This is a genomic window from Kushneria sp. EE4, from assembly GCF_977968315.1.
The window spans coordinates 2,761,129-2,775,840 of record NZ_OZ386212.1 but is presented as its reverse complement, the minus strand read 5'-3'; the positions used below and the strand labels follow the sequence as shown (position 1 = coordinate 2,775,840).

Here is a 14,712-nt window from a genome sequence, read left to right as displayed (position 1 = left end):
ATAGAGAATAGCTGTAATGCAAGTGTTCAAAGGCTGCCCTAGTGGTGGCCTTTTTTATGAGCCTATGAATCTTTACATGGGTTAATCAAACAACAAGCCCCCATAGTAATCAGAATCAATTATCCACGCCATCATGATAACTTTGAACTACCAGCTATCCACAGAGTTACTAACAGATATTTGATGGTGATGTATCGGAAGGGGAGAGGATGGAAGGTGAATTGATAGTGCAGAGCTACTGAATTACATGCTGAGATAGTCAGAATAAGGTGCTGGAATGGTCGATTCAGGGTGCTGGCAAGGCTTATTTAGGGTGCTTAAATGACCCAATTTGGTGCAAAATACCATGAGTAATTGTGCATTTAACATAAGTATTTTTATGTGTAGTAAGCATTAGATATCTAATCAGCAAGTAATGTCACACTTGGAAGGGCATATGAAGCCAATAATGTGAGTGGATACCAACACAATAGGATATTGATGATTATCTATATAAGCTTTTGGGATGTTGGGAGTAAGTGTGAATGGTTATTGTTATTTGTTGATAACTGGTTGTTATGAATATGGGTAGTTTTAGAATGTTTTATTATGGATAGAGCGGGATTAAGAACGATCTTTTTTACTCAGGGTAAAAGGTATGATGATGTTGTTTTTAATCTTTAAGTCAGATTGTATGATTCGAGTCATTGAAGTTATCAGATTAGACGATTGTAGTAAAACTTCGTTATGTCTATCAAGTTTAGTTTGTCGGAAGTTTTTTGGGTTCATGTGTCCTTCGTCCATATAATGAACCTCTATTCGGTAGTTTTCATACACGTTTACATTAACGAATTTATACAGCATATGAGCCGCTTCTTCACTAATGAATACTCCTGCCATTGGTAGCTTGCTGTTTAACGATTTTAGCTTTTCAGAGGTATCTAGAATGCTTTTTATATCTGTGCGACCTTCGTCCGCCCACATGGCTAAAGTATATAAATCTGATAAGTGAGAAGTGGTATCTAGATAAATCTCGCCAACAACGGACATTATTGCTTCGTAGTGGTCATGCTTCTTTTGCCATAGTTGCTTATAGTGAAAAATGAGAAAAGCACCCGCCAGTGCAATCAGTGCTGTTAAAAGTGAAAGAAAAGATGCCATCGGTTATTTGCCCTCGTCCTTATCTATAGCTATCTATCCAGCCTTCCTGAATCAGCTTCTTTTTTCAAGCTCTGTCTTTTTGTAATCTCTAACTTCATTCCAGAATCCCATAAACTTCGGCAAAAGATGATTATAGCAGTCTTCAAGAAATGTTTTTACATCCTCATCCAATACGCTTTTTGACTGCCCATTATATTTATAAGTGAAGTTATCAAAAAGCAAGGATTTTGGATTATTTCTTATCCTCACTATATGCTTATGCTTTACTCTGTTATTTAATGATTTAAGCTTTGCAAAAATTTCATCCCCATGTATAGACATCAATGAAGCATAAAAAGGATAGCTTTCATAACTTTTGATGAACTTTCCATTATTCCAGTTTATACGGTAGTGTTCAATTGTTGGACAAACCGTGATGAAAATGTTTAATGCATAAGGAAGAGAGTCTATTAGTGCATGAAGGTTTTGTATAAAAGCAAAAGTGTTTGCTTCGTATATCGTTCTTATAGGTATTTCATCGCTTTTAGGGGTAGATAATCGGTCTATAAGCAAAGCTTTTTTATTTGTAACTTCTTCTATTTCTGAATAGTGGTATTCGCAATAGTTGATGCGGTGCTGGATTGATTGTAAGGCTAGATCGAGTTTATGGGTATCCTCGTTTTTTTCGCTTAGCTCTCTTTCTTTAAGATCGACTATCTCTTTTAGGTTCATAGGATGGACTTGGGCTGTCATTTCGATCTCCCATATTCTTAATATAAGCAATCTTGCATTTTAAATTTCCTAATTTAAACCGCTTCACCTTTAAAATCTATGGCTTCTCAAAAAACAACGAAAAACCCGGTACGAGGGATCGTAACCGGGCAAAGAAAAGGTGGGGGATGTGTAACCTTCTACAGGAGAAGACGACAGGAAGTCCCCCGGCGACCTATCAATGGTTGTATCGGCAAAGCCTGATGAATCTTTAGCGATTCAGTAGAAATTTTTTTAGTTCATCATTGCTTGACATGATTTCAATTGGTGGCGGCCATGAATCCGTGCCCCTGCGGGCATCTGGGTGACCCGCGCCAGCAGTGCAGCTGCACCCCCAACCAGATTCAGCGTTATCAGGCGCGCCTTTCCGGCCCGCTGCTCGATCGCATCGATCTCCAGATCGAAGTGCCGGCGCTGCCCGCCGAGCAGCTCACCGCCAACACCTAGGGCGAGAACTCCGCGACCGTGCGCGAGCGCGTCATGGCCGCGCGAAGGATTCAGTACGCCCGCGGCGGGCTCAACGCCCATCTCTCCACCAGTGAACTGGAAACCGCCTGCGCATTGGGAGACGACGAACGTGCCTGGCTTTCCGGCGTGCTGGCGCGGCTCAATCTCTCGGCACGGGCCTATCACCGGGTGCTCAAGGTCGCGCGGACCATTGCGGATTTAAACGGTGAGGAAACGGTCGAGAAGGGCGCGCTGATGGAGGCGATCGGCTATCGCCAGCTGGATCGGATGATGGGGCGAGGCGTGTAGGCAAAAGCATCGCCTGCCCCGATATTCAAAAAGGTCAGGCGTTGATGGCGCGTTCCATGCGGTCAAACACTGGCGCGCACTGGCCGTGCCAGTAGCTGCTGAAGTCGAAGTGGCCCTGCTCGTGTTCATACCAGCGGTAGGCGTCCGCCTCGAGATTGGCGGCCTGGCGACTTTTCATGTTGGCGCCCTGCTGGCTGAAGGCCGATCGCAGGATGTCGAAGGCCGCGGGTTCAAACCCCTTTTCGGCGCCGGTGACCGCGCAGGTGTAGATCGCCACCGCCTGGCTGCCGGGGGTGTTGAACTCGTCACTGATATAGCCCTGTGCCATGGCGTTAAACGATGTCATCAGCAAAAGGGCACCGGCCCATAGGGTTTTCATGGTCAGCCTCGTGTGTCTGGCCTGGGTGATAAAGCGTGATCGTCCTGAGACCGGTCGTACCGGGCTCTCTGCTGTTATCGGCGGCTTGTATACATAACTTTACATGGCGTCTGGCCGGTCGCGGGGCGTTCATGTTCAAAAAAGACCGGCATAAAAAAACCGCCCCACTGTCCCTGTGGGGCGGTTTCGGTTGATGGGCGCTGTGGGTCAGGCCGGTTCCGGCGCCTTGATCGGCTCATTCAGGGTGATGCCGGGGAGGGGGCCGGTCATGGTCTGTTGGGGCTGATAGTGGATGACCGAGCGGATCGCCTCGCCGCGACGGAGCAGGTCGAACGCCGTATTGAGCTGATCGTGCGTCATGTTGTGGGTGATGTAGGGATCGACATCGAAGCGCCCGGAGAGCCATTCATCGACCATGCCCGGCAGCTCCGAGCGGCCCAGCACCCCGCCGAAGGCGGAGCCTTTCCAGACGCGCCCGGTCACCAGCTGAAAGGGGCGCGTTGCAATCTCCTCGCCGGCGCCGGCCACGCCAATGATGATGCTCTCGCCCCAGCCCTTGTGGCAGCACTCGAGCGCGGCGCGCATCAGGGTGACATTGCCCACGCACTCGAACGAAAACTCCACGCCGCCGTTGGTCATGTCGATGATCACCTCGTGCAGCGGCTCGGGGTGGTCGTTCGGGTCGAGGCACTCGGTGGCGCCCAGCGACTCGGCCAGTGCGAACTTGGCCGGATTAACGTCGATGCCGATGATCCGCCCGGCGCCCTGCAGCTTCGCGCCCTGAATCACCGCCATGCCGACCGCGCCGAGACCGAAGACAGCCACGGTGTCGCCGGGGCGTACCTTCGCGGTGTTGCGCACGGCCCCGATGCCGGTGGGCACCGCGCAGCCCATCACACAGGCCTTTGCCAGCGGCGCTTCCGGATTGATTTTCGCCACTGCGATCTCCGGCAGCACGGTATATTCGCTGAAGGTGCTGGTGCCCATGTAGTGGCGAATCGTCTTGCCCTTGTAAGAAAAGCGGCTGGTGCCGTCGGGCATCAGGCCCTGCCCCTGGGTCTTGCGGATCGTCTGGCACAGGTTGGTTCGACCCGACTGGATGTAGGGGCAGTCGGGGTCTTCCGGCGTATAGAGCGGGATGATGTGATCGCCGGGTTTGACCGAGGTCACGCCGCGGCCGATCTCCTCGACGATTCCCACGCCCTCATGGCCGAGCACGCAGGGAAAAAGCCCTTCGGGGTCGCGACCGGAGAGCGTGAACATGTCGGTATGGCACAGGCTGGTGGTGACGATACGCACCAGCACTTCGCCCGCCTTCGGGCCTTCCAGATCGATCTCCTCGATCTCCAGCGCTCGGTTTGGTTCCCAGGCAATGGCGGCACGCGTTTTCATGAAAACCTCCGGAAAGGATGGCAGGGCCATTCGGGCCCTTGAAGCTTGTGGTTGAGGGCAACGGTCATGTACCGGCCGTTAAATAAAACGTTATAACATAACAATAAGATGTGCAATTCGTTTTCCGGCGGCTGTCACGAGGCCCCCACGCTACGCCCAATGGCGGGTCGCGCTTTAATGGGACTGCGCTAATATGAACGCCGGCGCCATCGAAGCATTGCCGGGTCGTCAGCCAACAGGGACGGGAGAGTCATCATGCAGGGAACGCCATTAAATAGCGCGATGCGTCGCCTTGTGACGGGGCTGGTGCTGACATGGGCACTGGCCGGCTGTGCGGGCAGTGGCGCCATCAGCAGCGACCCCAAAACCGCGGCGCAGTCGCCGGAGCGCGCCTGGGGGCCGGTGATGGTGGCCATCGCCGAGGCCGGTCTGTACGAGGACGAAAAATCGGTGGTGGATCTGATCCCGCGGCGTGATCCGGGTCTGATCGTTGCGGACTACCAAACGCGTACCGCTGATGGGCCGCTCTCCCGATCAGCGCTTGAAGACTTTGTGAAGGCCAGCTTCGACGAGCCGAACGAGAACGAATCACGCCTGTCCGAGGCGGCCGGCACGCCGATCGATGAGCACATCAAAAACCTCTGGCCTTACCTGACCCGTGACCCGGCGGCCACCGATGAAGGCCGGTGGAGCAGCCTGGTGGTGTTGCCGCATCGCTACGTGGTGCCGGGCGGGCGCTTTAACGAGATGTTCTACTGGGACAGCTACTTCACCATGCTGGGGCTGGCCCACAGCGACCGGTTTGACCTGGTCCGTGACATGGTGGACAACTTCGCCTGGCTGATCGATCAGTACGGCTTTATTCCCAACGGTACCCGCACCTATTTCCTGACCCGCAGCCAGCCGCCGTTTTTTGCCTCGATGGTGGAGCTGCTGGCCGAACATGACGGCGATGAGGTCTATCAACGCTATCTGCCCCAGCTTTCGCGCGAGTATGACTACTGGATGCGCGGCGGTGACTCTCTGGCACCGGGACAGGCCAGCGAGCATGTGGTCAGACTGGAAGACGGCACGCTGCTCAACCGCTACCACGGCAGCGAAAACACGCCGCGGCCGGAGTCGTATGTCGGCGAAATCGCGCTGGCGCAGGAGGCGTCTGATCGCCCGGCCGCGGAGGTCTATGGCGATCTGCGCGCCGCGGCGGAGAGCGGCTGGGACTTCAGTTCGCGCTGGATGGCGGACGGCAGTCAGCAGGCCACCATTGCCACCCGCGATTTCGTTCCGGTAGATCTCAATGCGCTGCTGTTCCATCTGGAGGAGACGCTGGCGTATGCCTGGCAGCTCGAGGGCAACCGCGACCGCACCGAGCAGTTCGAGCAGCGCGCCGAGACCCGTCGTGACGCGATCAATCGAGTGTTCTGGGATGCCGACCGGGGGCTTTATACCGACTATGACTGGCGCCATCAGCGCCTGAGTCAGGTGGTTTCCGCGGCCATGGTCTATCCGCTCGCCTTTGAGGTGGCCGACCGGCCTCGTGCCAGAGCCACCGCCAGTGCCATCGAGCGTGAACTGCTGCGCCCGGGTGGCATGGTCACCACCAATCGCCACACCGGCGAGCAGTGGGACGCCCCCAACGGCTGGGCGCCGCTGCAGTGGCTGGCGGTGGATGGCCTGACTCGCTACGGCCAGACGCAGCTGGCCGAGACCATCGCCCGGCGGTGGATCGACACCAACCAGCGTGTGTATGACGAGACCGGCAAGCTGGTCGAGAAGTACAACGTGGAAAACCCCGGTGTGGGCGGCGGCGGCGAGTATGAGGTGGTCGACGGCTTCGGCTGGACCAACGGCGTGCTGCTCGATCTGATGGCGCGCTACCCGGGAGGTGTCCGCACGACCTGAACCGCGGCTGCGTTATCCACACCCTTTTGCCCTCCGGCACCTGTGCACAGGCGCCGGTTCGGGGCAGCATCACCGCCGCCGGTAGGCTATCCTGAGCGGTTCGTTGATATGGTGCGGAGACGCGTTGATGCAGCTGATCTCTCTTCAGGGCGCGCAGATCCGCCAGTGGCTCGACGAGCTGGCGGCGCTGCGCATCCGGGTCTTTCGTGAGTTCCCCTATCTCTATGACGGCACGCCGGCCTACGAGCGTGACTATCTGGAGACCTACGCGCAAAGCGATGACAGCCTCTGTATCCTGGTGCTCGACGGTGAGCAGGTCGTGGGCATGAGCACGGCACTGCCGCTGGCCCATGAAGACGAGGCGTTCAAGCGCCCTTTCGTTGAGCAGGGCATCGCTGTCGAAACCGTGTGCTATTTCGGCGAGTCGATCCTTTTGCCCGAGTGCCGCGGCCAGGGGCTGGGCGTGCGCTTTTTCGAGGCGCGCGAGGCCCATGCGCGCCGGCTTCCCGGCGTGCGTCATACAGCCTTCTGTGCGGTAGAGCGCCCTGTCGATCATCCGCTGCGCCCGGCGAATTACCAGCCGCTGGATAGCTTCTGGCGCAAGCGCGGCTACACGCCAAAACCTGAGCTTTACGCCCGCTACGAGTGGCAGGATATCGACGCTTTGGTACCAAATCACAAGACCCTGCGCTTCTGGCTCAAGACGCTCGACTGACGCAATGCCCGGCGCTTCGGCGCCGGTTTCTGACTTTCCCTTTTATCAAGGAGTGCCCATGCACCTGGCCCTGTGTCAGTACGCCATCGAGCTGTTTGAAGACTCATACGACTATCAGGCGCATCTGGAGTCGCTCATCGAGCAGGCGGCCCGCCGCGGCGCCCAGCTTCTGGTGATGCCGGAGTATGCAAGCCTGGTCATGACCGGCCAGATGCCGCCCGAAGTACGTGGTGACCTGCACGCCTCCATCGAGGCGCTACAGCCCATGTTGCCGGCCTGGCTTGAGCAGTGCGAGGCGCTGGCAAAGCGTTTCGGGATTTATCTGGTGCCGGGCAGCGCCCCGGTGCGTGATGACGACGGCGTCTATCGCAATCGGGCATGGCTTTTTGGCCCCGATGGCCTGATCGGCACTCAGGACAAGCTGATCATGACCCGTTTCGAGCGCGAGCACTGGGGCATCGAGGGCGGCAGTGGCCTACAGGTGTTTGATACCGCATTTGGCAAACTCGGCATCCTGATCTGCTATGACAACGAGTTTCCCATGGCCGCGCGGCTGCTCGCCGAGCAGGGCGTGGACCTGATCGTCTCGCCAAGCTGCACCGATACCGAATCCGGCTATTACCGGGTGCGTACCGGCGCGCGGGCTCGCGCGCTGGAAAACCAGATTGCCGTGGCGGTCTCGCCCACGGTGGGCGAGGCGGCCTGGTCGCAGGCGCTGGATTACAATTACGGCCGCGCCGGGCTCTACGTACCGGCCGATATCGGCATGCCGGCCAGCGGTGTGGTGGCGCAGAGTGAAAACATCACCATCGATCGCAGCTCGTGGCTGCACGTGGAGCTGGATCTCTCCGTCATTGCCGCGCTGCGCGAGGACGGTCAGGTGCTGCTGCGTCGCGACTGGCCGGAGCAGTTTGACCCCGAGCGCATGTATATCATCGACAAGTGATGCCGCCCCGGCATCCGTCATGACGTCGGGGGCGGCACTGGCCCTGGAGGCCACCGGCCATCATCGACAGGCCCGCTGATGATGTACCGGTACCACTCTATGGCGGGCCGTGACCGGGAGAGAGACATGCAGGAGAGACCAACGGACATCGGATTGTGCGACGCTCGTACGCTGCGCGCGCTTTATGCATCGGGCCAGGCCTCGCCGGTCGAGGCCACCCGCGCAGCGCTTGCGCGCATCGAGCGCTTCAACGGTGAGGTCAATGCCTTTTGTCATGTGGACCATGACGGGGCGCTGGCGGCGGCCCGCGACAGCGAAGCACGCTGGCAGCGCGGCGAGCCGCTGGGGCCGATCGATGGCGTTCCCGCCTCGATGAAGGATCTTTCCGAAGTGGCCGGCATGCCGGTGCGCGATGGGTCGCTGACAACCGGTGATGACATCTGCGATCACGACGGCCCGCCGGCGCAGTTTCTGCGCCAGGCCGGCGCCGTACTGCTGGGCAAGACCACCACGCCGGAGTTTGGCTGGAAGGCCACCACCGACAGCCGCGTGACCGGCATTACCCGCAACCCCTGGAACACCGACCTGACGCCCGGCGGCTCCTCCGGTGGCGCGGCGGTGGCCGCAGCGCTCAACATGGGCGTGCTGCATCAGGGCGGCGACAGCGGCGGCTCGATTCGCATACCGGCTGCCTTCACCGGCGTGTTCGGCTTCAAGTCGACCTTTGGCTGGGTGCCGCAGTGGCCGCCGAGCACCATGGCCTCGCTGTCCCACATCGGCCCGATTACCCGCACGGTCGATGACGCCATCGCCATGCTCAATGTGATCGGGCGTTTCCACGGCCACGACTACTTCTCGGTGCCGGGACAGCCCGCGGACTGGGGCGAGCAGTGTGATGAGACAGGGCGTCTGGACGGGCTGAAGGTGGCCTTTTGCCCGGCGCTGGGCACCGCCGTTCGCGACGACGAGATTTCTCACTGCGTGGGCCACGCCGCCCATCGTCTGGAAAAACTCGGCGCGCAGGTCGAACGCATCGAACCGGAAGTGGAAAGCTCGCTGGAGACCTATCGCATTCTCTGGGCGTCGGCCTCGGCCACGCAGGCGGCCGACATGACCCCGCAGCAAAAGGGACTGCTCGACCCGGGGCTTGCCGAGATTGCCGAATGGGGACGCGCCTTCTCGGCCGTGGATCTTTTGCGTGCCCAGACGATGCGCACCCGGCTCAATCGCCACATGGATCACTTTCTGGACAGCTATGATCTGATCCTCACCCCCAGCGTGCCCATCGCGGCCTTCGAGGTCGGTCACGAGGTACCGCCGGGCAGCGGCATGCGCGACTGGATGGAGTGGACCCCTTTCACCTACCCGTTCAACCTGACCCAGCAGCCCGCGGCCTCCGTGCCCTGTGGCTTTACCGCCGCCGGGCTGCCGATCGGCCTTCAGATCGTCGGCGCCCGCTTCGATGATGCCCGGGTGCTGCGCGCCTGCCGGGCGTACATGAACGCCTTTCCGCCGCGTTTTCCCGAAAGGCTCAATGAAAGCCGGCCCTGAGACGGAAGTACATCAATGAACGCCCCGCCATGGGGCGTTTGATCAGTCTTCAGCACTGCCACCGGCATGAAACGCCACGCGCGTCACGGCGTTATAGAGACAGCCGTGATCGTTCCACACCATGCGCTCCGGCTGTTCATGACCGCGGTCATCACGCGCGCGCACCTGCAGGAGATGGCGGCCGGCGTTAAGTTCGCAGGTCAGTGACCAGCAGACCCAGGCGCCGGCGATGTTGGGGGTGTGAAGGGTGGCTTCCTGCCAGTCGCCGTCGTCAAGGCGGCACTCGACATCGGTGATCTGCCCCTCGCCCGACAGCGCCCGCCCGCGCAGCATCGTCTTCCCAGCAGGAAGTCGGGCGTCGTCGTCCAGATCCACCAGACTCATGACCGGCATGGTGGTGATGGGTACGCCGTCTGCCTCGCCTTCGGCCGGGTAGTCGGGGCCGGCCAGGGTGTAGTCCTTCGTGTTCCAGTACGTGTTGCGCGCCTGGCGCGAGACCTCGATGCGGCCCAGCCACTTGACGCTGGCCGCGCCCAGCCACCCGGAGACCACCAGACGTGCGGGAAAACCGTGGTCGATCGGCAGCGGTTCGCCGTTCATGGAAAGCGCGATGATTGTGTCGTCGGCCAGTGCCTTGTCAATCGGCAGCGGCCGGGCGAAGCGGCCGCTGTCGAGCCCCTCGGGCAGCACGTGAAAGGCGCCTTCTTCAAGACCTGCCAGTGCCAGCACGTCACGCAGACGCACGCCGCTCCATTCGGCCACGCCCACAGCGCCCAGTCCCCACTGGGCGCCTTCGGCCGCCTTGCCGAAGTCACGGGCAAAGAAGGCACGCGCGTTGCCGGCACACTCGATGGCGCGAGTGACGCTGATGCGTGGCAGGCGTTCGAGATCGGTCAGGCTCAGTGACTGTTCACGCGACAGGGCGTCCCCGGTCAGCGTCAACCGCCAGTCGGTGGCGTCCACTTCGGGAATGTCAAAATGGCTGCGCACGAAGAATTGATGAACGGGGGTGAGGTAGCCGGGCAGCCGCGACAGTCGGGTTTCGACGTTGGTGGCGCCCCCTTCTTCAGGGTGGCGGAAATATTCGGCAGGCAGGGGTTTGAAAATGCCGGGGTGATAGCTCATGACACAACGCTCCAGACAGACCGTGAAGGACGACTCTCTTGAGCGTAGCGGCTTTTAGCGACAGGTCATGCCCGACCGGTTTCTCTAGTGGTTGGAATAGATTGGCTCTTCATCCGCCATGGCCGGATGATCATCATTCCAGACGATGGCAGGCATGTCGGCATTTTTGTGAGAGGCGCGCACACGCTGTTCCAGCGCAGGCCCGTCGATATTAACGGTGGTGGCGGTGACCAGCCGGCGACGGGACAGGTTCTTGCTCAGGCGATAGCGCAGCGACAGGGCCAGCAGGGTGTCGGTGGCCTCGCTCACGCCTTCCTCGCCGGCAATGCGGCGCTGCATGGCGCGCGCCTGGGCGTAGAGGGCAGCGAAGTCCGCCTCGCTGCGGCCGTAGAGTTCGCGCAGCATCTTGCCGATCTGCAGCGCCGTGGAGATCGCCGGCTGGGTCACTTGCGTGGTCATCCGCGCGCAGTCGATGGCGCGCAGTGGGGCCTGCGGGTCTTCGGTGGAGACCATCAGGTTGCCGATGTTGATATCCAGATGACAGATGCGGGCGTGATGAAAATCGCGCAGCAGATCCTCAAGGCGCTGCAAAAGCGAGCGGCGCTGGTGGCTGTCGGCCGCGCTGAAGGCCTCACCCAGATTGATCCAGCCCTCAAGCCAGGGCTGAATTAAAAGCTGATGATCGGGTATGCCGCCGCGCAGGAGTTCGCCTAGACACAGAACGTCAAGGCCCTGACCGGTGCGCTCGTTGAGCGTCAGGGTGTTGTCGACTTCGGCGCTGCCGTGGTCATGGCCAAAGAGCCGGTTTTGCACCCCCAGCAGGGCACCGAAACGCTTTCGCAGTGACGGCAGGGCAATCTCCTTGGCGAAGAAATCGCCCGGGGCTGCCTGAATGCGAAAGATGCTGCGGCCCTTGCGCTCGCGCAGGGTCGTGACGCTGCTGTTCTTTTGGCCGCGCAGGTGCTGATCCATGCGCTGCGCCGCTTCGTACGCGCGCGGGTCGTCGGCCAGCCACCACTGCCAGGGGGAGCCGGAAAAGCAGACGGGGCCGTGAAAGTAGCGCTGGAGGACGTCGGGTCGTCCACGGCGGCGCTGGCGCTCGGAGATATTCATGATCGAAGTACCGGTACAGATCCTGGGCAGGCGATGGGATCAAGCACTGTGTCACGGTATTGACATCACGATTCGTTAACAGGCTAAACCTTTTCTGCAATATAAGAACGCTGTTCGCTTATGTCCAGAAGCTTTTAACACAAACTTAACAATTAAATGGTAGCAGGCAATATCACAAGGTCGACCCGACATCGCGTCGAGGCAATAGAGGCAGGGCGCGGGCGGAGACATCCCGCCTCCAGAATCAGCAGGATGTCATGAGAGAAGGGCCGTGAAAGAAGGGCTGTCAACGCTGAAGAATGTTTTCGAGCGCGGTGAGGCGGTCAGAGGCCAGAGCGTTTTCGACGGCCGAGATCCGCAGGATGTCGGCAAGGGCCGGATGCGGCGGGCGATGAACGATGACGCCGTCTGCCAGCAGCGCTTTCTGCGCCTCGAGGGCCTGCTCGGCATTCGCCATGCGAAGGGTTACAAAGTTGGTGGCCGAAGGCAGCACCTCGGCGCCGAGTTGAAGCAGCTTGACTGCCAGCCGCTCGCGCCGCTCGATCACGGCCTGAACATGTTCTTCGACCTCATCGATATGGGCCAGTACCACTTCGGCGGCGGCCAGCGCCACGGAGGATACGGCGTAATGAATGCGCACCTTGTACATCACCGCGAGCAGCTCGGGCGGGGCAATAGCGTAGCCGATGCGCAGACCGGCAAGCCCGTGCGCCTTGGAGAAGGTGCGAAGTCGCACCACGCCGGCCATGGGGGCGCTGTCGCCAGGGGCCGGGCGAAACTCGTGATAGGCCTCATCCAGCAGTAGATGGCACGTCGGCGGCAGGTTGGCGACGAGCTGTGCGATATCGGCATCCGACAGGCAGTGGCCGCTGGGGTTGTCCGGGTTGGCCAGATACACCAGCCGTGCGTGGTGCAGCCAGGCGGCCTGCAACAGCGCATCCACATCCGGGGCCAGAATGCCGGGGGCCTGGTGATAGGCGACCTCGACCAGCCGACAGCCGTGGCCCTCGGCGAAGTAGCGAAAGGTCGGATAGGTACCGGCGCTGGTGATCACGGTCGTGCCGGTATCGCACAATGCGCGCAGGGTCAGGGCGATCAGGCTGTCGGCGCCGGCATCCACCAGCAGGGCGTCCGGAGAGGTCATCAGGTGTTTGGCCAGCCGCTGTCGCAGTTCAAACGCCTGGGCATCACCATAGGCGCGTGCCAGCTCGGCCACCGGGGCCCCCAGCGCCTCGGTCAGCGCCTGATGCGGCATGTCCAGACCTTCATTGGAGCCCAGCTGGTGAGGCAGCGCCCGGTCCAGGCGCCGCTCCAGTGCCTGCCGCCCCGGGAAGGGGTTGTCCGGCCCTTTGCGATCAAGATGAGATGCACGCACGAAAACACACTCCACGTCATGAATGAATGGTGACCGGGTCAATGCAGAGAGATCAGGGCGCCGGGGTCACGGCCGCTTTTGATAGCGGCAGGCCCAGCTCGTCGAAGGCGCCGTCGATCTCCTTTTGCCACCAGATGTCGTCACTGTCGCCGCGCTGGAGGGTCACTGTCAGCGCGTAGGGATAAAGCCTTCGATCCGACAGCGTGATGGCCCCCAGCGGGGCCCTTAGATGGGACGACAGGCGCCACTGGTTGGCAGGGGCGTCACTTCGGGCGGGCGCCTCGGTCACGGACAGCACCTGCGGGCCGTGCCGGGCGCTGAGCAGGCGTCGCGTCAGGGCGTCGTTGAAGCGGGCGTCGGCCTGCTCGCCGAAGTCGGCATCGGCCTGTACCGGCGTGACAAGCAGAACGCGGCTTTGCGGGTCATCCTGCCAGGGCGGCTCTCGGAGAACCTCGGTCGCGGCGGCCTGCCCCAGGTTTTCAAGCGGTGTGCGATGGCGCGACGGGTCGCCATCCTGACCGGCGCAGCCTGCCATCACAAGCGATAGCAGCACGATAAAGGCCTGTCGCATCATGACGGCGCCTCGGGCGTGTCGGCAGTGGTCATGCATGAGCCTTGGGTCCGTGTGGCCAGAAAGTGATGCAGATCCCTGAAAAGGGTCTGGCGGATAGCCGTTGATTCGTTGACCAGGTGGTGTCGGGCCGTTTGATGATAGATGATTTGCGCCGCCGGCAGCAGCCGGCGCAGGACCTCGAGATTCCAGCGCCAGTCCACGGTGGCATCCTGCTCGCCCTGCAGGATCAGCGTCGGCAGATCGCTGGGCGGCAGCCGGCGGACATGGGCCATCCAGTCGCGCATGGCCCCGACCCAGACCAGCGGCAGGGTGTCAGCCTGCAGCGGGTCCTCGCGGTGCAAAAAGGCGGAAAAGGCCAGATTGGTCGTGTTGGGGCGATAGTGACGCGGGATGCTGCGAATAAAGGGGGTCGCCAGTCGATGCATCAGATGGGAGCGTCGCCATTTGCAGGGGCGTACCAGCGGGGCCAGCAACACCAGCGACTGCCAGGGGTGACGGCCGGGGCGCTCCAGCGCATCGGTGGTGAGAATGGCGGCACCGGTGCTCTGGCCGATCCCGATCAGCGGATGCTGCAGAAGGTCTTTCGCTTCGAGCCGGGCGAGCAGGGCGCGCAGACACTGGATGTAGGTGGCAAAGTCGTCGATGGCGGCGCGCTCGCCGCTGGACAGGCCGTGCCCCGGCAGGTCCCAGAGCACCACGCGAAAGCCCTCTTCCAGCAGCAGGCGCAGCAGGTGGCCGTAAAGGCCCAGATGGTCAAAATAGCCGTGGACCACCACGACCGTACCGCGAAGCGATTCGTGTCGCGGCGTCCAGATCTGCGTCCAGAGGCGAAACTCGTTGACCTGGATATGGCCCGATTCGATCCCGCCGGCCTGCGCGATCAGATCGTCCAGGGCGTAATGGCGAAAATATTCATCCATCACGCCGGTGGGCGGCAGGGGCAGGGGGGCCAGCGGGCCGGCCTCCAGAAGCTCGGAAAAATCGGGTAGCGACATTG

13 protein-coding genes and 1 pseudogene are annotated in these 14,712 nt (G+C 60.3%); 5 read left to right on the top strand and 9 right to left on the bottom strand.

Translation table 11 applies throughout. The annotated features are described in order from the left end of the window. Positions 1 to 603 precede the first annotated feature (603 nt). Entirely contained in the window at positions 604 to 1,140 is a 537-nt protein-coding gene (locus ACXMYO_RS12620; protein WP_457808973.1) for a hypothetical protein, read from the bottom strand. A 51-nt stretch (positions 1,141 to 1,191) separates the two neighbouring features. Beyond that, complete coding sequence (locus ACXMYO_RS12615) at positions 1,192 to 1,872, bottom strand: hypothetical protein (RefSeq protein ID WP_457808972.1); 681 nt, start codon at positions 1,870 to 1,872, stop codon at positions 1,192 to 1,194. A 276-nt stretch (positions 1,873 to 2,148) separates the two neighbouring features. Between ACXMYO_RS12615 and ACXMYO_RS12610 the strand changes: the two are divergent. Continuing rightward, positions 2,149 to 2,646 (top strand): annotated as a pseudogene (locus tag ACXMYO_RS12610) (magnesium chelatase subunit ChlI family protein); the annotation flags it as partial. A 34-nt stretch (positions 2,647 to 2,680) separates the two neighbouring features. On the opposite strand, the gene ACXMYO_RS12605 reads toward ACXMYO_RS12610, so the two are convergent. Together ACXMYO_RS12605 and ACXMYO_RS12600 are read right to left on the bottom strand one after the other, a co-directional pair. Further along, a complete protein-coding gene (locus ACXMYO_RS12605) occupies positions 2,681 to 3,025 on the bottom strand; it encodes a hypothetical protein (RefSeq protein ID WP_438765131.1) in 345 nt (114 codons plus the stop codon). Between the two features lie 207 nt (positions 3,026 to 3,232). Beyond that, a complete protein-coding gene (locus tag ACXMYO_RS12600) occupies positions 3,233 to 4,417 on the bottom strand; it encodes an S-(hydroxymethyl)glutathione dehydrogenase/class III alcohol dehydrogenase (RefSeq protein ID WP_457808971.1) in 1,185 nt (394 codons plus the stop codon). A 255-nt stretch (positions 4,418 to 4,672) separates the two neighbouring features. On the opposite strand from ACXMYO_RS12600, the gene treA reads away from it, so the two are divergent. From treA to ACXMYO_RS12580, 4 genes are all read left to right on the top strand, one after another. Next, positions 4,673 to 6,316 (top strand): alpha,alpha-trehalase TreA, encoded by a 1,644-nt coding sequence (gene treA, locus ACXMYO_RS12595; RefSeq protein ID WP_457808970.1) that lies wholly within the window; start codon positions 4,673 to 4,675, stop codon positions 6,314 to 6,316. A 127-nt stretch (positions 6,317 to 6,443) separates the two neighbouring features. Further along, the gene (locus tag ACXMYO_RS12590; RefSeq protein WP_457808969.1) at positions 6,444 to 7,031 is read left to right on the top strand and encodes a GNAT family N-acetyltransferase; all 588 of its coding nucleotides are present in this window, start codon (positions 6,444 to 6,446) and stop codon (positions 7,029 to 7,031) included. A gap of 58 nt (positions 7,032 to 7,089) precedes the next feature. Continuing rightward, entirely contained in the window at positions 7,090 to 7,977 is an 888-nt protein-coding gene (locus ACXMYO_RS12585; RefSeq protein ID WP_457808968.1) for a carbon-nitrogen hydrolase family protein, read from the top strand. Between the two features lie 126 nt (positions 7,978 to 8,103). Further along, the gene (locus ACXMYO_RS12580) at positions 8,104 to 9,528 is read left to right on the top strand and encodes an amidase (protein WP_457808967.1); all 1,425 of its coding nucleotides are present in this window, start codon (positions 8,104 to 8,106) and stop codon (positions 9,526 to 9,528) included. 42 nt (positions 9,529 to 9,570) lie between these two features. Here ACXMYO_RS12580 and ACXMYO_RS12575 read toward each other — a convergent pair whose 3' ends face one another. The 5 genes from ACXMYO_RS12575 to ACXMYO_RS12555 form a co-directional block, all read right to left on the bottom strand. Then, on the bottom strand, positions 9,571 to 10,653 hold the full coding sequence (locus tag ACXMYO_RS12575) for a sulfite oxidase (RefSeq protein ID WP_457808966.1): 1,083 nt from the start codon (positions 10,651 to 10,653) through the stop codon (positions 9,571 to 9,573). An 84-nt stretch (positions 10,654 to 10,737) separates the two neighbouring features. Continuing rightward, positions 10,738 to 11,766, bottom strand: a complete 1,029-nt coding sequence (locus ACXMYO_RS12570) for a lipopolysaccharide kinase InaA family protein (protein WP_457808965.1) — start codon at positions 11,764 to 11,766, stop codon at positions 10,738 to 10,740. A gap of 286 nt (positions 11,767 to 12,052) precedes the next feature. Beyond that, positions 12,053 to 13,141: a pyridoxal phosphate-dependent aminotransferase gene (locus ACXMYO_RS12565; RefSeq protein WP_457808964.1), complete on the bottom strand. Its 1,089-nt coding sequence runs from the start codon at positions 13,139 to 13,141 to the stop codon at positions 12,053 to 12,055. A 52-nt stretch (positions 13,142 to 13,193) separates the two neighbouring features. Next, positions 13,194 to 13,715, bottom strand: coding sequence for a hypothetical protein (locus tag ACXMYO_RS12560; RefSeq protein WP_457808963.1), 522 nt, complete (start codon positions 13,713 to 13,715; stop codon positions 13,194 to 13,196). After that, the gene (locus tag ACXMYO_RS12555) at positions 13,712 to 14,710 is read right to left on the bottom strand and encodes an alpha/beta hydrolase (protein WP_457808962.1); all 999 of its coding nucleotides are present in this window, start codon (positions 14,708 to 14,710) and stop codon (positions 13,712 to 13,714) included. The genes ACXMYO_RS12560 and ACXMYO_RS12555 overlap by 4 nt, the downstream gene beginning before the upstream one ends. Between the last annotated feature and the right edge of the window lie 2 nt (positions 14,711 to 14,712).